Origin of the sequence: Brenneria goodwinii, assembly GCF_002291445.1 — a bacterium.
GTDB lineage: Bacteria > Pseudomonadota > Gammaproteobacteria > Enterobacterales > Enterobacteriaceae > Brenneria > Brenneria goodwinii.
On sequence record NZ_CP014137.1, the window covers coordinates 5,065,344 to 5,080,617 of the forward strand.

Below are 15,274 nucleotides of genomic sequence, written 5' to 3' on the forward strand. Positions count from 1 at the left end.
ACGTCAGTTTTTTTCACTATGCCACATTTTGCAGTTTTACCATGCAGAAATCTTATTCCCGGATTTTGGTTTATGAAACGCGCGGGCTATTTCGCGGACGTAGCCTTGCTAAGGGACTTACCCGCTGTAGCGCGCCAAGAAAAATGAGAATTGGAACCACAAAAAAAGAAAAACCGCATATATTCGCATAATAAACGGTTTTTCTTGTCATATCATTAAGCGCATGCGCGGCAGGCGCGTTGTTAGGATGCTTTTTTATCAACGCTATCTTCCAGTGTCTCCCTCAGATACACATCAATAGCCTGTGCGAGAATTCCTTTCATAGCATTGAACTGAGCCCCATTTATCATACCGTGAGATGACAACCCTTCCCACAACTTCCACGCCGCTGAATTTAATGCATTAGATAGCGGGGTTAATTGAGGGACTGTAACGACTGGCCCAAAACATTTATTGCTCATTCTCATTACCCTCATACCAGTTTTTTTTAGTTAACTCCGCTTTTGCAAGAGCATCATTTTTGGCTGCTTCAACTTGCACCACTCCAAAGCCAGAAATGTCCATATCCCCCTGAAACATAAGTCCATTATCTTCCGTAATAAAACAGAAAAGCGTACTACCCTCAATCTCATATTTAATAGTCATCCCCAGATTCTCCAAGAGTTACCATCCCAATCCAATTTATATTCGGCCCCAGCAACAGGGTAAAACGTTACGGTTGCTGTGCCATTCCCAACGGGTGGGTTTGCAACATTACCGTCTGGAACATTTAAAACAGTCGCAGAACCGTATGTTTTAAAAGTGATCGGCGCATTTCCGTAGCACTTGAGATACTGTTCGTGTCCTGCGATGATTCCTGCAGTATCTGGCAATGTAATAATTTTGGGCGTTGATGACGTTTCACTCCCTGTGTTCAATCGATACGATTTTATTGATGGAGACATTGATGCATCAGTTGTAATAACGCTGTTTAATACACCTTGTCGCATTACAGTCCCTTGAGGGTTAAATGCTGTCACGGTGTTTTCCGCATAGATTCCATCACCACCAAGCCGCCACCGCATCGAAAAGACCGTGTTTTTTGCTTGAAATTCAATACCACTAACGGCGTCACCGTTACACATAATATCCGCTAACGCTAGACCGATACCGCTATTATAAAATGCGATACCATAGTTGGTGTAATGTCGGCAGGAGATAGATTGTAACCAGCGCTCACCGGTTTTATTTGCTCCACGCAAAACCAATGCGGTGTCACCACCAGACGTCGAACCAGGCAATATTACTATATCAATGCCAACTACGCCTTGCTGCTGGCCATTTTGATTTATAATGCCAAGCTCCGCGACCACGCCTGTTTTAGCTCTTCCACCATTTCTCAAAATGAGGTTGTAATTTAGTGTCCAAAGTTTGCCCTCTGGGTCAACTTGAACTTTTTCACCTGAAGACGGCATGACGTACGCTGTTGCCGTAGCCCAATTATCCCAGCCTGTAATCAGGCCGGTTTCCTTATTTATATCTTTAATAATATTCCATTTTTTTGGTGTGGAATCCGTTACAACAATCATCCCAACTTTAGCTTTTTCTAATACATCTGGGTTGTCAGTAATAAACCCGTCATTGGTAAAGCTAACAACATTTGATAATGCCTGATATGTTTCTTCAATAGACCCGGCTATATCTCCATATGCGCCAACTTTATCAGGAGAACCATAGGACGCGAGTTGTAAATTATTTGCCACACCAGTGACCTGGCTATTCCAACGCCCTTGCTCTTCCGGGCCACCTCGAAAAGAGGTTACACAGGCATTACGACGTATACCGAAAAGTTTTTTCCCGGCATATAATCCACCACGTAGCAAGATTTCTTCATCGTCCTTCTTGAGGGCAAACATTATTTGCTCACCATCATTTTCATAACCAGCGGCGACAGGGAAAGGCAAGCCTAAATCCTTTCTGGTAGCAATGTATTTCAATACATTATATGCATTCGTTTTTTCAAACCCCGCTAGTTCCGTACCAGAACCGTCGGCAAGGTCTCCTCTAAGAGCTGCATCACCGAGCTTGTGTATGGCGTCACTTAATTGGGAAAGCGTTGTTTTATCCGGATCAATATTCGCTTTTCGTAAAACATTCAACAACTCAGCCTGAATAATATTAAACCAGTCCGCACCTGGCCAACTGATACCACCTTCCATCTCACTTTCACCGAACCAGCGCGGGCTATTGCTTTGACGAGGTTTCGGCTCTGGCATTTCGGGAACGGCGCTTTGATTGTCTAAATGCCACATAATAGCGACTCCTTAAGGTTTTTCTGGCCAAGTGATATTAGGGGCGGTAGACGTGTCAACGCGGTTTAATTCGACGCGGTACGTCTCCCACAATGGTAATGCGGTTGTTTCGCTTTCTGAGGCGATTCCGTTATTAACTGCATACGTCAGAATAGATATTTGTTCCGTGGCGGCCGTTAATAGTCTGGCCTTTTGACGTTCAGCAAGATCAACGTAATAGGCGTGTTCGCTTTCTTCATTTTTTACCCATGCGCTGCCGTCCCATTCATCAAATTGCCCAGGGACTAATAGCGTATAATCGGCGGGCAGTGGCCCCAGTTCAGAAATAACAAGCGCAGCTTTAGTTTCGGTGGAATAGGCAACCTGACCGCGCAAGTCTTTCACATAAACCCATTCGTTGCCGTCCCATTGCGTGACGAACGTGGGCTTAGCGTCTGGTGGTGCCATGAATGTATAGCCATCAGGGAGCGTGAAATAGGCATTTGGGACAAGGTTTTTATTGCCGTTTCTATCGTAATAAGCCTGGCCGGTTTTATCTTCAATTTGCGTCCATTCATCATCAACAAACAGCAATACATAGCCATCATCCGGCGCTGGCGGCGGCGTCAGAATAGCCCAATCAGGTAATGATTCCTGAATAGTGGAAATAACAAAGCCAACGCCACGAGGATTCCAGTATTGCGTACCGCGACTATCATCAACGTAATTCCATGACTCGCCATTAAATACACCAGTTTTTCCAGCAGCGGGTTCACACGGGATGTGAGTGGTATTAGCAGGTAAGCCCGTATATGGAGGGATAAAATAAAAACTATTTCCAACATAGACGCCGGTTTCATCATATGAATAAATCCATATGCTGCGTGGATCACCAGAAAATTCAAACTTATCCATTAATACAGCCTCACAATATAGTTAAACGCCCGATTTTTTACCGTGTTTTCGGTGTTACCCGTTGCCAGTATTGTGGCCAAGTGTTTATGAGCACCCAGGACAAGATTATGTATATGGGCACCGGCTGAACTTGTTGACCGATTATTCCCGTCAGTAATTGTTTCCCGATAGATGTTATCAATAGAAAAATTATCACCGGTTACACCGTACGTATGAACGTGTGCGCCGTTCTCCGTCGTCTGTTTTGTGCCCAAATCAGTGTTATCAATCTCAATGCCATGCGTGTGGCTGATTACACCATCAGCCTCATAACTCAATGGATCACGCCCTGGTGGCGTCCCTTTTATCGTGATGCCGATCATGTCTGGAATGATTAAATCGGGGTAGGCTTCCGCTAATAAAGGGTACGCCAGTCCACTGAATGATTGCCCAACCATAAACGCATACCTATTTCCATACCGGGCGGGAATGGTTGTGCGAGTCCAAGGCAAGGGAATACCGGGCATCAACATATAATCAGACGAAAAAAAACGAATTGCCTGGGCGAACTGGTCATGCTGATTTTTATCTGGGGTAATATTAGCCAATGCTAAAACATTCATCATTTCAGCTTGAATAATATTAAACCAGTCAGCGCCAGGGTAACTCGGCTGAATACCGTCACCGCCCTCGGTAAACCAACGGCGCTCGGTAAATAATACCGGGGCCGTTTGGGGCATATCGACAACGCTGGAATCATTATCCAAGTGATACATAATTAAACCTCATACTGAAAATCATAATCGTGACCACCCAGGCGATAGCGTCTTAAGAAACACTCCAGAATTTGAGCCTGATAACTAATTAACGGCGTCAGCACATTACTAATGGTTCTAAATCGAATCATCGGCATATCCGTTACCGTGACCTGCATAATGAATCGATATTTGCGTGAATAAATGGGATACATAATATTGCGCAGGCAGTGATGCGGTAATATTTCCGTTACCTGGATGGTGAATCCCAATGCATCTTTAACTGCCTGTTCAATCTGCCAGGGCGCTAATCCACCCTTACGATGATATTTTTCAACCACAACATCACGGCGGCGTTCAAAGCCATCAGGAATGGCATTACATTCCGGCAAGCCTAAATAGTCTTCCCATTCTTCCAGCATTAATTCTGTCGTTTCCGGCCGCATCTCGTTAATCAGCAAGTCGGCATTGGCTTCAGCCGCGTGTAAACGGGCGCTAAACCCCTTTAAAAGTGACGTTAAAGCGGCCGTTTGATCGCGTGGCCAGGCTTTACCGCGCGGCATCAATTGCTGAATGACGTCATGCCATTCGTCTACACTATGCGCCATGTGATCGCTCCCATCGTAATCAGCTCATAGTTTTCACTGTTCTGATTCGTCGTAAGGTCTAGCTCGTAGTCCGTCACGCCCGTAGCCGAGCCGATCGCGGTACGAATGGAAGAAAGTAGCAATGTATCTCCGGGAGAAACAGAGCGGAACAGCGCCGTTAAATTGCTTTGTGTCGCGGTGCGAGTTGACGCCGTATCCGGCACGATGCGAATTTCCATATCGACGGGCTTTAGCGTTAACGGAATTGGCCAGACTTCAATCCCGCCGGGCTTGCCCACCCAGTCTCCGGTAGCCGGATCCTGATGACGGTATAGATAGGCGAACATCGTGGTTCTGTCCGTCTCTGTCGGGATAATGTCGGGGCGCTGGTCATAAACCCATGCAAGGCCAACAGTGCTTAATCCGTGCCAGCTATCAAACGCCCAGGCGCGGCTTACGCCCGCTGTTTCAGTGGCCCAGATAACGTAATCATGCAGTGCGCCGCCCAGCGGCGGGTTGCGCTTGCGGTACAGCAAGCGGGTGAGTAGCTCGCTGATGGTTTCAATATCCGCGCCGCCGCTTACGCCTTCACTGGCCACCGTACCTTCGCTGTTAACGCCAGGAACTGGCGATATCAGCGTCAATACTTCGCCGCTGGCCAGGTTGCCGCCGGTGCCGACGTCTTCGGCCTGGACTGTTACGCGCACCTGGCCGTTCGCCGGGTCTTCAGTCGCCGTAACGTAATAAACAACGCCGTCATCCGTCTGCATTTCCGTATCAAGCGGCAAAGGGTTAGTACCGGTGAATATTACCGGCCCGGATGCATACGCCGCCGCTTTACGAATAACGCCTTCATTTCTGGCGGTATCGACAATAGTGTCGTCATCAGATTTATCAGACGGGATAATTTGATTTTTAATCCACGTTTGATGGTCATATAAATCACGTAATGCGCCGCTGAATGCCGTATTTAACGCGCGTTCAACGCCGACTATCGGCAACTGCTGATTTAATTCAATCTCTAAGTCTTGAATGCCGGTGCGAATAAGCTGGCGAGTGGTCGGGACGTTATACGCCATTGGATATCGCCTCCCAGCGTTTATTTATTTCTACCGTCAGCGCCGATTTATCCGGCCGGGTCAGCACAATACTCAGCGCCAGCCAATTCATACGCGGAATAGTGGCAATAACCGTCGCGGTACGGGCGTAGCCGTAGCTGATCAAGGGTTGCATTGAAAGGGTGGCGTAGTTTTCCGCACGCAGCCGCACGGCTTCTGTGAGCTTTTCACGCTCAATTAGCCACAGCTTTGAACCCCAGGGGAAATCACTAAAAGAATCGCCGGGCCAGCCACGCCGGTCATCAGTACCGTCGGGAATTTCGTCGCTGTCGTCAGCACGGGCATCTGTGAATAAGCAAATCAGCACTAAAGAAACAAGGCCCTCGTCAGACGAAAGGCCATTGTGTTCTATTTCAATATCGCCGCCAGCGGGCAGGTGCCAATTTACTCTGATGGTCATAACGGTGTCGTTGTTTGCGCACCTTCACCATCCAAATGAGTGTGGTCGAGGAAACTTTTTCCGCTAACCGTAATATCTTCACTGAAGTGGGTGGGGCCGGTGACATTAATCAGTGGACTCACAATGTCACAGGACTCTTCAGCAACCAGATTAACCTTTTTCCCCCTTATCTCTATGACGCCGTCTTGCTTGAGGGTAATTGTGTGGCCCTCACCGTGATACACGCAAACGTCGCACGGATCCAGCCCTTTCGGTCGACAGGTTTTATCCTCGACGGCGATGGCCACCATGCCCGAACGGCGGCCACCGATAGCCACAACAACAGCTTCAGAACCGGCTGGCGGCACGGACGACATCCCGTAATTTTGGAATCGCTCGACGTTGTCATTCGTCTCGTCTGCCAGGCTCTGAACCTGTAGGTTTTGCCGCCCCAGGCTATCAGTCACAATGCGCACCACGGCGCGGTCAACAATCAGGCGCAGACGTCGGCCGATAGCGCTTATAGAGCGGGAAAAATTGCTTTCTTTCAGTCCCATGTCATCCCCACGCTCGACTTTTTCCCTTTCTTCTTCTTGGCATTCTGGCGCGGCATATCCATTGATTCAGGCGGCACCAGCGTTAACACCGTCTGACGGCCGTTATCGCTCTCCATGAATGAAACGGTTTTAATCAGCCATGTCACGTCCATTTGTTGAATAACGTCTTTGACGGGGATCAGCCGGTTTACCTGCCACAACGCTCCGGTTGCGCCGTTCTCCCGCCAGCCCGCCACTGTGATTTCCGTTGTATTGGCTTCGCCCAGTACCGTCGCTTTGTACCACTCTCCACGTGCGCTGGCACCGCCGACGGTTAGATTGTCTTCATTCACCAGAATCTTGGGGCGGTAGCGAGTTATCTCTGAGTCGGTGACAATGACCTGGCGACCGCCAACCACTTTGACGGGCTGATCGTCCCATGTTGCGCCACCGGCAGCGGCGGAGCCTTTGACGATGTATTGACTGGCCCGTTCGCGCCAGCTAAAGCGGCCACGGGCGGCAAGGATGTTATCACCCAGCACCAGGGAAACACCGGCGCGGGTGGTTGATGCGCGGGTGATAACCAGCCGCCCCCAAGCGTCGGACGTCATCAATACGCCGCGCTGTTTGGCCAGGCGATCAAGCAGTTCGAACCCGGTTTCACCTTGTTCCAGCGTGATGCTGGTGAAGGCTTCGCCGGTGTCGGTTTCGTTGATAACCTCGATACCGTAGGGTTTGCATATGGTTGCCGCCAGTTGTTCCAGCGTCTGACCGCGCCACTGGCCGGATTTATCGACCACAGAGCTATCGACCAGATCGCCGGTTTTGTCTCGTCCCAGCACGCGCAATGAAACATTCTCGGCGTCATAGCTGGGGATAAAGTCGTCGATGTATCCGGTCATCACCCGGTCACTACCGATAGAGACATAACACACCATCCCCGGCTTAATGGAGCGCGGCGCGGCGGCAGACCAGCGAGCGGTGATAGTAAGGTCAAACTCACCGGCGATGCTGTCCAACGAGCGGTTAATCGTCATTTCCGTCCAGCCACCCCAGATTTTACCGTCAACGTTCAGGGTTAATTCTTCACTCACTATCAACTACCTCAATCACCTGTGATGGCAGGATAAACGACGGATGGCGCATACGGTTACGCGTCACAAGGGCATCGCTCCGCTCGGCATCGCCCGTTTCACGCCAGGCTAACAGCATCACCGGCGTCGTCTGCGTCGGCGATATGCGCCTTAGCTCAGGGAGTTGGACGCTACGAATACGCACGTCGTTAACCACGGCGAAACGCAGATCGCGCAGGCTACGCCACAGCTCACGCTGGCCGGATTCAACCGCATCTATCGCTTGCTCACCCAGCCGTTCGGCCAGGACGTCGCCGGCGTTTTCCGCGTCCTGGCTGGTTTCAAATGTCATGCTGGCCACGGTTTCCGCCTGTGCAACCAGGGAAGACACAATCACCATGCGCTGAAACTCATCGATATTCGTTTGCATGGCATCAGAAATTTCAATAGTCGATGACCGGGTCACGCTACTTGCAAATCCGGTTTCAACGTTGACAACTATATTTTCCGCCAGTGATTTGGTCGCTGCCTGTGATGCCCGTTCGCCGTCCCACTTATCGCGTAACTGGTCATAAACGCTCAACGCCCAGGGTGGCTCTGTGACCAGGTCTTTTATGTCGCTGATAATGCCGGTGACGTCGCGGATCAATTCGCCTGGCGCGGCGGCGATAATGCCAGCCTGGTCTTTAAAGCGGTTCAGCCTGTCCATCCATTCGTTTACCGCATCAGGGATGGAAGGCAGATTAGTGACAAAGCCGTCCAGATCATCAAGCAGCGTATCCACCATGTTGCCGACGCCATCCAGCGCGGCAAAGTAATCCCCATTGGCCAGGGCTTCCTTGACGCTGTCGGCCGCACTCAGCGCCGTGGCCGTGGTGTCTTCGGTCTGCGTGGGGAAAAGCTGTTCACCGGCTTCGAACACTTCAAACGACACATAGGCAATGCCGCCCTGTTCTGTACTGAGCTTGTGCGTGACCTTGCCGATTTGTACCTGCTGCGCCCCGAACCACGGATGCACAAGCTCGCCTGGCCCGGCCGTATTCAACGCCGCAAGCAGGCGGTCAAGCTGGGTCTGGTAATCACTTCCCAACAGGATGGCGTTAATCTGCTGCTGGGTCAGTACCGCACCGTGGTCTTCCGTCCAACCTACTTCTTTTTTCGGATAAGCGTGGGGAATGGCGCGACGGCCGCCAGTGCCTTCGACGTCAACAAAGTAAAAGGGGACGTTCCGAAATGACGCATCGCGCAGGTCTTCCCATCTAGTCGTGGCCATTAGTCTTGCTCCACATTGCGAATGCCGGTTTGCGCACTCATCGTTACGCCAGGCGTATTGATTTTTACTTTGCTGACCTGCACCCGGTCATCTTTAACCGTGACCTCGATTTCGCCCTGGAGCTGTTGTAGCTGCTGCGGAATGTAGGGATAGGTTCCCATCATGTTGGGGTGCAATGCATCCCATTGCGGGGATGACGGCGGCGCTGGCGGTGCGGTCAGCCATTTCTTAATGTCATCCCACATTGTTTTGCGGTTGCTGTTATCCTGCGCCCGTTGGATGAGTGCGGCACGTTCTTCATCAGTTTTCGGGAATGGCACCAGGGATGTGATTTCCGATGCGGTATTGATGGCCATGCCGAGTACGCCGCCCTTGTCGTACTTGCTTTTGTTACTACCTGGTAAGTCTGGGACGCCCGGCCCGCCATTCCCCATGCCGCCCACGCCCATATTGGTGACATAGACAGGCATAACACCGGATCCAAATACGTCGGCCACTCCGGCTGGAATGCCTTTTTTCCCCGGACGCAGGAAGTCATACGCGCCTTTACTGATTTGAAACGCCTTTCTTGCAACCAGCAATCCGCCCGTTGCGATGGCGACGTTCTTGCCGATCTCCAGCCAGTTCTGTACTGTTTCCTGGTCTACTGAATTAAGTGCGTCGGCCAGCTCTTGTACTGGCGCGGCAAGCTGGCTATTGGCAAATTTGTTCCATGTGGTATTCATGCTTTGCATAGCGGACGTAAAGTCTTTAGCGGCATATTCGGCATCTTTCATAATGCCTGTGCCGTCGCCAATCACTGACTGATAACGTTTCAGGTTCTCAGCGCCTTTCCCAGATGTCACGCTGCTGATTAACAGAATACTATCCTGATTAAAACCAGCGTCTAATAAGCGGGCATTTTGCTGTTCTGCGCCCCGACTACCTGACTTTTTTGCAATTTCTTGAAGCAGCGTTGGAAGGTCACGCATCTTTCCAGATTTGTCATAAACATCAACACCATTTTTTCTCAATGTCTTGACAGCTTTAGGAAGTTGCAGATCACGAATGAGATTTTCTGTAGCAGTAGCAGCAGTGTCACGATTACCGGTCGCATCAATGGCAGATTCCATAACTACACCAACGGCCTTTATCCCGGCAACACCAAGTCCACCGGCTGATGCATACAGTGAAAAGGCTCTGGCACCTTTTTCCGCTAGATCTTTTAACTCAAACGCACCTTCTTTACCCAATCGGTTCAGCGTATCCATCGATTTGATTGCGTCTTGTTCATTCTGAATTTGGAACTTTGTAAAGCTAGCAAACAGCCCCCCGATAGACTCACCCGAACCGCCCGATGCTGCGATAGATGCTGATATCGCATTACGATTTTTATACCCGTAATCAATATCGCCCGTAACCGTGCCGACTTTTTCGATAGCGTTAACCACTTCGCTATCATCGACACGGAATTTGATTGATGCATCTTGCATACCGCTCAGCATCTCGGCCATTTCTGCCTTTGTCTTTTCTGCCGCGATACCAATGCGCGTCATTCGTCGATCAATCTGGGTAAACTCGCGCAACATCGAACCGCCAGCAAATCCCGCGACCAGGCCGGTATAGCGGTTTCCCAGCATATCCAACCCGCGCCCAGCCGCCGCGCTGGTTGCCTTAACAACGGACATTGCCCGCTCATTGCGGCGGGCGAACTCAGACATATTGGCACCGTACTGGCGGGCTTTGGCGGTCAGATTGCCCGCCAGATTGATGATGATTTCAGTGTCGAGGCGCTTGGCCATGCTGCTTCCTCAGTTGTTCGGTGATGCGGAACAGTTGCCGCAACGGCAACTGTTCCAGGTATGACACACTAAAGCGTGATGAGAGGTTGACGAGAAGGTTAGTCAGCGCCGTCGCCAGCGGCATCAGTTCGCCCCCGGTTGCTGACCTCCGTCAGCAAATCATCCATGTCGCTGGCGCGTTCCGTCAGCAGATCGAGATCTTTGGGGTGAAGCTGGTAAAGCTGCTTGAGACTGAGCGGGCCGGGGATATCCCCGACAGATGCAATCTGCCGGCGCAACATTTCCAGCCCCATCATGACTTCAGAGCAATAGGCATGCGCTTTGCCGTTCTCGCCGATAACAACGCGCTCACTAGCAAGCTGGGAGTCAATCACATCCTTAGTATCCAGTTCGCGCAGTTCAACAACCATGTGCCGAGCTTCATCTGCCGTGCCTTTGCCCGTGACCAGGCCATGAATCAGCGTTACCGTAATCGTTGCCATGCTTACACCTTCACGCACTTGGCGCCGATGAATGTGACTGAGATTTGCCCGTCAGACTCGGACAACTCGCTGGGGTTTTCCGCCGCCGCGCCGGTCATCATATAGCTCAGCCCATTGTCGCCTTCGAACATCACCGTGACTTCTTCCCAACCGCTGATCTCGATAACGTCCATATCTTCAGCGGCCGCGATAGTAAGCTGCACAGACGGATTAACCCGCTTACGGGACATGCCCCACGTTTTACCCGCGCCGTTGTGCGCCGTGCGGGCATAGCCGCCAGGGTTCAGCGTGGACGTCCCTTTAGTTTTGATTTCACGGCCATTCACGCGAATGGCTGCTTCGCCTAAAATCATGCTGCCCCCTTAGAGCTTGAACTGGATCAGGCCCGCTAATACGCGGAGCTGGTTAACGATGTTCGGGTGAATGATGAAGTTCAACCGGTTGCGGTCTGCGGTATCACGCACTACGGACAACGTCTCTTTGTAGTCGTCAAAATCCTCGACTAACCCGGCAGGCTCCAGCTCCGTAAGAAAGATATCAATCAGCTCCTGCGTGCACAGTTTGGGCGTCATGACCGGCTGGCCGGGTTCTAATACGTCGAGCACGTCATCATCCGCCAGCTTGTGACGGGGATAGCGGTTAGTGAACCGGTTCTTAATGACGTAACGAATATTGCCCAGCGTTGCCGGGGACGTGATATCAAGATAAGACGTATCCGCATCGCCAAAGCTGTTCACGCGGTACGTCGTGATTTCACGCTCGATGCATACATTGCCTGACGCATCGACATAGTGCGTTGCCACCCCGTCAAACAGCAGCAGGTTGCGCTCTGTCATATCCCAGCGGACTTCTTTAGCCGGGGCCAGGATGCCAGGCAATGCCAATGTTTGAAGCGGCCGCGCCGGGTCAATCGCCAGGTAATAAGCGGCGATCCCCGCGTAAGCAGCGGCCCACAGATAAGCCGGTTGCGGAGCCTGATTGGTTCCCATTGCGGTAATCAGATAATCATTGCGGTTGCCGCCCCAGGTGCCGGTGGCGGCATGGGTGCCGCGAACGGCGGTATAGGCGATGGCTTCAATCATGCGCATCGGCCCCCAGCGGTTCAGCAATTCATCGCGCAGTGTGTTCAGGCTGGCCACATCGTTGAACGGGCAAACGATGTGGTTAATCCATTCATCGCCCAGCGCCGCCACCACCGATGACATATCCGGGGTGCCGGTGCCGCCGGTGAACGCCGTCGGCGTTACGCTCAGCCCGGCCGGGGTCTGCTCGCCCACGTAGTAATTGACGCGCACGTCCAGGTCGTTGGTCGTCTGGCCTTTCCAGTTAGCCGTGAGCACCACCGTACCGGCCGCATCAGCTTTCACGGCGGCCGTAACCGGCAATGTAACCACGGCATTGACAGCCGACACAATTGACGCAGCCACCGTATCAGCGGTATCCGCCGCGCTGACGCCAACCTGCACCGTTACGCCACACACCAACAGCGCCAGCGTACCGGCGGCGGTAGCCGGGCCCGTCACCACAATTTCAGCGCTGGCAGCATTTCCGGCCGCAAGGTCTTCAATACCCATCGCCCAGGTTTCGGTATAGCTATTGCCTTTGCGCAAGGTCTTCAGCATTTCCGCCAGCATGGATCCGCGCCCATACAGATTATCGGCCGTGCTGTCGCTTGTGATGCGGTTCTGCGTCAACGGCGCGGCGCTACCGGATGCCAGTTGCTGGCCGATCACCAGAATCTTGTGTTGCTGCGCCGGGGCGCTGTCGAGCGCCATCGAATTATCGATTTCGATATAGACCAGCGGCACCCGGATATCATTGGGAATAGAGCCTAACGCCATGGTTATTTCTCCGCCTTGGTGGATTTGGTGACCGGTACGGTGGCGACGTCAGTGACTTCAAGGTCGCCTTCGGCGATGCGCCGCAACCAATAGGATGACAGCGGTAAATCTTCGCCGTCGTCTTTTAAGTATGTGCCGTCGGGCTTGCGTACCTTGACGCTGCCCTTGGGCTTAAGGTGTTTGGTCTTCATTGTTTTCCTGTCCTCTTACGGGGATCACGGCTTCAATTACAGGGACGCCGCCGCGTGGCGTGGCTGTCATCCCCAGTCTGAGGAAATCAGGCAATTCGCTGATATCCGTTTCTTCATCGAGTTTGAATTCCTGGCTCCACATCACCGCCCACATCGTCAGCCCCAGGTTATCCAGGGAACCGCTGTAGATGTTGTCCGCTGATAACGTGTCGGCCTTGCGCTCCGCGCCTATCTCTTTGGCTGCCAGCGGGTTGGCAATACGTTTAGCCAACCGCGCCACCATCACTTCAGCGCGGAGATCACGGCCATAGCCCCAGTAGTCGGTGGCCATTACATACGCGCACCAGGTCACCGTCCCAACCACGCCACCCGCTTGATGTTGGATGTCACGGACGCGCAGGGCCGCGATGCGGATACAGCCATTTTTATCGGACAGATGACGCTTAACCTCGTCCGGGGTATTGAACTGACCGATATGGCGCTCAACCATTGGAACCTGGTCGGCAGCGGTTCCTTGCAAAACCGGTTGCAGCCAGGCAACAATCCGTTCAGCGGCGGATATCGTGCTGCCCAGCGTGACCAGGCTAGGACGTTCACTCACGGCAATACCTCTTTCCAAAAGTCACCAATGACGTGCAACAGCTCTTCGCTATTGCTGTTTGACAGGCCCAGCCATTCACGCTGGGGGATGCTCATCATGCGGCTATGCGCTTTCACGCTTTGCCAAACCGGGTGTTTGAGTACCCGGCCGAACGCCTTTTTAATCAAGCGCTGATGCGCACTAATCGCCACGTTACCGCTGTACCCGTCTTGATGGACGCCCGCGTATCCCAGCGGGGAACCGACGCGCACTTGATTGCGTTCAACAACAAAGGTGACGCTGTCCAGCAAGTCACCATTGCCTTGCAACAAGCTCTGGTTGCCGTGTCGGGTCTTTGCATAGCCTTCCGACCAGTCTTGCCATGCTGTACCGGCTGGCGATTCTTTCTCATCGGTAATGCGGCGACGGGTCTGTGACTCAGCAATGGCACCGATGCTTTCCAGCAGTTCGGCGCGGAGGCTGCTATCTGCCAACTTCTCCATTGCCTGACGGATCTGCGCGAGCTTTTCCGCCCCCATCACTTCGACCTGGATCCCCATTACAAGACGCCTTTGAGGTTGTTACGGGTGAACAAGCGCGGGTTTTCGCCGGTCATGAACACTTTGCCGCTTTCCCCCTCGGTAGGCTGTTCCAGCGTCGGCAGGCCGATATCACGCTGGCCGCTGGCGATTTCCTTCAACGTCTTGATGGCATCTTCATAGCGCTTGCGCACCAGTTCAGTGGCAACGTTGTCGCGGTCAGCCAGCCAATAAAAGGCGATTGATACCGCCACCCGGTTCAGAATGCGGGGAACCGTGGTCTCCAGCGGCAGCTTGTACCGGCGCGACAGCAACGAATTGATTTCCTCGTCGGTGTCTTCCAGCGCCTGAGCAATTGCGGCTTCATCCAGTTCATTGGTTTCCCTGTTGATCGCCACGTTCCAGACGTAGGAACCATCGGCAACCAGCAAATCCTCACGGGTGGCGTAGCTCATTATTCCCCCTGGCTTTCAGCCGTGACGGTCTGTATCACCGTCACACGCAATTGCGGTTCAGCTTTCAGCCGTTCGGCAATAGCCGCACTGATGAACGGCTGAATCGGCGTACCGTCATCCGCCTCGCTTTCGGCGTTGTCGCCGTCCGGGTCATCACTGACGAACACATGCACGCCATCGAACGGCCAGAAGCGGCCGCAACGATAGAAGCCGTTCTTTGATTTGGCTTGTACCAACAATGCTTCTACATCCATTGCGGCGGCGTCAGAGGCAGACAGTACCGCGTCGGCTACTGGTTGATTACCTGGGATGACGGGTTGTGAACCCACCGGGATGTAATGCCCTGGTAATACGATTCCCGGTTCATGTCCGTCACCGTTGCTTTCAGTAAGCGGTGCCACTTCCGGCGATGGAACCGGGACAGTGCTATCCGTAGCCTTTTGCTGGCTCGCTGTCTTTGTTTTCGCTCCACTCATTTTCCATCCTCTTTAAAGGGGCGTTACAGCGGGTTTAACCCCGC

The 15,274-nt window shown here is 52.4% G+C and carries 20 protein-coding genes; all 20 read right to left on the reverse strand.

The features are described 5' to 3' along the window. Nucleotides 1-242: 242 nt before the first annotated feature. The gene (locus ACN28R_RS22420; RefSeq protein WP_121514205.1) at nt 243-461 is read right to left on the reverse strand and encodes a hypothetical protein; all 219 of its coding nucleotides are present in this window, start codon (nt 459-461) and stop codon (nt 243-245) included. Beyond that, a complete protein-coding gene (locus tag ACN28R_RS22425; protein ID WP_095835511.1) occupies nt 451-645 on the reverse strand; it encodes a hypothetical protein in 195 nt (64 codons plus the stop codon). The genes ACN28R_RS22420 and ACN28R_RS22425 overlap by 11 nt, the downstream gene beginning before the upstream one ends. Next, on the reverse strand, nt 642-2,291 hold the full coding sequence (locus tag ACN28R_RS22430) for a hypothetical protein (RefSeq protein WP_183096787.1): 1,650 nt from the start codon (nt 2,289-2,291) through the stop codon (nt 642-644). The genes ACN28R_RS22425 and ACN28R_RS22430 overlap by 4 nt, the downstream gene beginning before the upstream one ends. Before the next feature lie 12 nt (nt 2,292-2,303). Beyond that, nucleotides 2,304-3,185, reverse strand: coding sequence for a tail fiber assembly protein (locus tag ACN28R_RS22435; protein ID WP_095835512.1), 882 nt, complete (start codon nt 3,183-3,185; stop codon nt 2,304-2,306). Continuing rightward, a complete protein-coding gene (locus ACN28R_RS22440; RefSeq protein ID WP_095835513.1) occupies nt 3,185-3,940 on the reverse strand; it encodes a phage tail protein in 756 nt (251 codons plus the stop codon). The genes ACN28R_RS22435 and ACN28R_RS22440 overlap by 1 nt, the downstream gene beginning before the upstream one ends. Before the next feature lie 2 nt (nt 3,941-3,942). Then, complete coding sequence (locus ACN28R_RS22445) at nt 3,943-4,527, reverse strand: YmfQ family protein (protein WP_095835514.1); 585 nt, start codon at nt 4,525-4,527, stop codon at nt 3,943-3,945. Next, nucleotides 4,512-5,585, reverse strand: coding sequence for a baseplate J/gp47 family protein (locus ACN28R_RS22450; RefSeq protein ID WP_095835515.1), 1,074 nt, complete (start codon nt 5,583-5,585; stop codon nt 4,512-4,514). The genes ACN28R_RS22445 and ACN28R_RS22450 overlap by 16 nt, the downstream gene beginning before the upstream one ends. Next, nucleotides 5,575-6,024, reverse strand: coding sequence for a phage GP46 family protein (locus ACN28R_RS22455; RefSeq protein WP_095835516.1), 450 nt, complete (start codon nt 6,022-6,024; stop codon nt 5,575-5,577). The genes ACN28R_RS22450 and ACN28R_RS22455 overlap by 11 nt, the downstream gene beginning before the upstream one ends. Then, nucleotides 6,021-6,560 carry a phage baseplate assembly protein V gene (locus ACN28R_RS22460; protein ID WP_095835517.1) on the reverse strand — a complete coding sequence of 180 codons (540 nt, stop codon included), beginning with the start codon at nt 6,558-6,560 and terminating at the stop codon, nt 6,021-6,023. The genes ACN28R_RS22455 and ACN28R_RS22460 overlap by 4 nt, the downstream gene beginning before the upstream one ends. Beyond that, nucleotides 6,551-7,633: a phage baseplate assembly protein gene (locus ACN28R_RS22465; protein ID WP_095835518.1), complete on the reverse strand. Its 1,083-nt coding sequence runs from the start codon at nt 7,631-7,633 to the stop codon at nt 6,551-6,553. Before ACN28R_RS22465 ends, ACN28R_RS22460 begins: the two co-directional genes overlap by 10 nt. Next, nucleotides 7,626-8,885, reverse strand: a complete 1,260-nt coding sequence (locus tag ACN28R_RS22470) for a DNA circularization protein (protein WP_095835519.1) — start codon at nt 8,883-8,885, stop codon at nt 7,626-7,628. Before ACN28R_RS22470 ends, ACN28R_RS22465 begins: the two co-directional genes overlap by 8 nt. Beyond that, nucleotides 8,885-10,666, reverse strand: coding sequence for a phage tail tape measure protein (locus ACN28R_RS22475; protein WP_095835520.1), 1,782 nt, complete (start codon nt 10,664-10,666; stop codon nt 8,885-8,887). Before ACN28R_RS22475 ends, ACN28R_RS22470 begins: the two co-directional genes overlap by 1 nt. Nucleotides 10,667-10,764: 98 nt before the next feature. Next, nucleotides 10,765-11,148, reverse strand: coding sequence for a phage tail assembly protein (locus ACN28R_RS22480; protein WP_095835521.1), 384 nt, complete (start codon nt 11,146-11,148; stop codon nt 10,765-10,767). 2 nt (nt 11,149-11,150) lie between these two features. Next, entirely contained in the window at nt 11,151-11,501 is a 351-nt protein-coding gene (locus tag ACN28R_RS22485) for a phage tail tube protein (RefSeq protein ID WP_095835522.1), read from the reverse strand. A 9-nt stretch (nt 11,502-11,510) separates the two neighbouring features. Then, nucleotides 11,511-12,989 carry a phage tail sheath subtilisin-like domain-containing protein gene (locus ACN28R_RS22490; RefSeq protein WP_095835523.1) on the reverse strand — a complete coding sequence of 493 codons (1,479 nt, stop codon included), beginning with the start codon at nt 12,987-12,989 and terminating at the stop codon, nt 11,511-11,513. 2 nt (nt 12,990-12,991) lie between these two features. Further along, on the reverse strand, nt 12,992-13,180 hold the full coding sequence (locus ACN28R_RS22495) for a DUF2635 domain-containing protein (protein WP_095835524.1): 189 nt from the start codon (nt 13,178-13,180) through the stop codon (nt 12,992-12,994). Continuing rightward, entirely contained in the window at nt 13,161-13,781 is a 621-nt protein-coding gene (locus tag ACN28R_RS22500; protein ID WP_095835525.1) for a hypothetical protein, read from the reverse strand. Before ACN28R_RS22500 ends, ACN28R_RS22495 begins: the two co-directional genes overlap by 20 nt. After that, nucleotides 13,778-14,320, reverse strand: coding sequence for a phage virion morphogenesis protein (locus ACN28R_RS22505; protein WP_095835526.1), 543 nt, complete (start codon nt 14,318-14,320; stop codon nt 13,778-13,780). The genes ACN28R_RS22500 and ACN28R_RS22505 overlap by 4 nt, the downstream gene beginning before the upstream one ends. Then, the gene (locus ACN28R_RS22510; RefSeq protein WP_236840167.1) at nt 14,320-14,754 is read right to left on the reverse strand and encodes a gp436 family protein; all 435 of its coding nucleotides are present in this window, start codon (nt 14,752-14,754) and stop codon (nt 14,320-14,322) included. The genes ACN28R_RS22505 and ACN28R_RS22510 overlap by 1 nt, the downstream gene beginning before the upstream one ends. Beyond that, the gene (locus tag ACN28R_RS22515; RefSeq protein WP_147438986.1) at nt 14,754-15,230 is read right to left on the reverse strand and encodes a hypothetical protein; all 477 of its coding nucleotides are present in this window, start codon (nt 15,228-15,230) and stop codon (nt 14,754-14,756) included. Before ACN28R_RS22515 ends, ACN28R_RS22510 begins: the two co-directional genes overlap by 1 nt. Nucleotides 15,231-15,274: the final 44 nt, after the last annotated feature.

What these genes read in the sequence shown, in the direction of transcription:
- ACN28R_RS22475 (WP_095835520.1), bottom strand. Translation starts at nt 10,666, where the DNA reads ATGGCCAAGCGCCTCGACACTGAAATCATCATCAATCTGGCGGGCAAT.
- ACN28R_RS22430 (WP_183096787.1), bottom strand. Translation starts at nt 2,291, where the DNA reads ATGTGGCATTTAGACAATCAAAGCGCCGTTCCCGAAATGCCAGAGCCG.
- ACN28R_RS22485 (WP_095835522.1), bottom strand. Translation starts at nt 11,501, where the DNA reads ATGATTTTAGGCGAAGCAGCCATTCGCGTGAATGGCCGTGAAATCAAA.
- ACN28R_RS22490 (WP_095835523.1), bottom strand. Translation starts at nt 12,989, where the DNA reads ATGGCGTTAGGCTCTATTCCCAATGATATCCGGGTGCCGCTGGTCTAT.
- ACN28R_RS22455 (WP_095835516.1), bottom strand. Translation starts at nt 6,024, where the DNA reads ATGACCATCAGAGTAAATTGGCACCTGCCCGCTGGCGGCGATATTGAA.
- ACN28R_RS22435 (WP_095835512.1), bottom strand. Translation starts at nt 3,185, where the DNA reads ATGGATAAGTTTGAATTTTCTGGTGATCCACGCAGCATATGGATTTAT.
- ACN28R_RS22480 (WP_095835521.1), bottom strand. Translation starts at nt 11,148, where the DNA reads ATGGCAACGATTACGGTAACGCTGATTCATGGCCTGGTCACGGGCAAA.
- ACN28R_RS22440 (WP_095835513.1), bottom strand. Translation starts at nt 3,940, where the DNA reads ATGTATCACTTGGATAATGATTCCAGCGTTGTCGATATGCCCCAAACG.
- ACN28R_RS22450 (WP_095835515.1), bottom strand. Translation starts at nt 5,585, where the DNA reads ATGGCGTATAACGTCCCGACCACTCGCCAGCTTATTCGCACCGGCATT.
- ACN28R_RS22505 (WP_095835526.1), bottom strand. Translation starts at nt 14,320, where the DNA reads ATGGGGATCCAGGTCGAAGTGATGGGGGCGGAAAAGCTCGCGCAGATC.
- ACN28R_RS22460 (WP_095835517.1), bottom strand. Translation starts at nt 6,560, where the DNA reads ATGGGACTGAAAGAAAGCAATTTTTCCCGCTCTATAAGCGCTATCGGC.
- ACN28R_RS22510 (WP_236840167.1), bottom strand. Translation starts at nt 14,754, where the DNA reads ATGAGCTACGCCACCCGTGAGGATTTGCTGGTTGCCGATGGTTCCTAC.
- ACN28R_RS22470 (WP_095835519.1), bottom strand. Translation starts at nt 8,885, where the DNA reads ATGGCCACGACTAGATGGGAAGACCTGCGCGATGCGTCATTTCGGAAC.
- ACN28R_RS22420 (WP_121514205.1), bottom strand. Translation starts at nt 461, where the DNA reads ATGAGCAATAAATGTTTTGGGCCAGTCGTTACAGTCCCTCAATTAACC.
- ACN28R_RS22495 (WP_095835524.1), bottom strand. Translation starts at nt 13,180, where the DNA reads ATGAAGACCAAACACCTTAAGCCCAAGGGCAGCGTCAAGGTACGCAAG.
- ACN28R_RS22425 (WP_095835511.1), bottom strand. Translation starts at nt 645, where the DNA reads ATGACTATTAAATATGAGATTGAGGGTAGTACGCTTTTCTGTTTTATT.
- ACN28R_RS22515 (WP_147438986.1), bottom strand. Translation starts at nt 15,230, where the DNA reads ATGAGTGGAGCGAAAACAAAGACAGCGAGCCAGCAAAAGGCTACGGAT.
- ACN28R_RS22445 (WP_095835514.1), bottom strand. Translation starts at nt 4,527, where the DNA reads ATGGCGCATAGTGTAGACGAATGGCATGACGTCATTCAGCAATTGATG.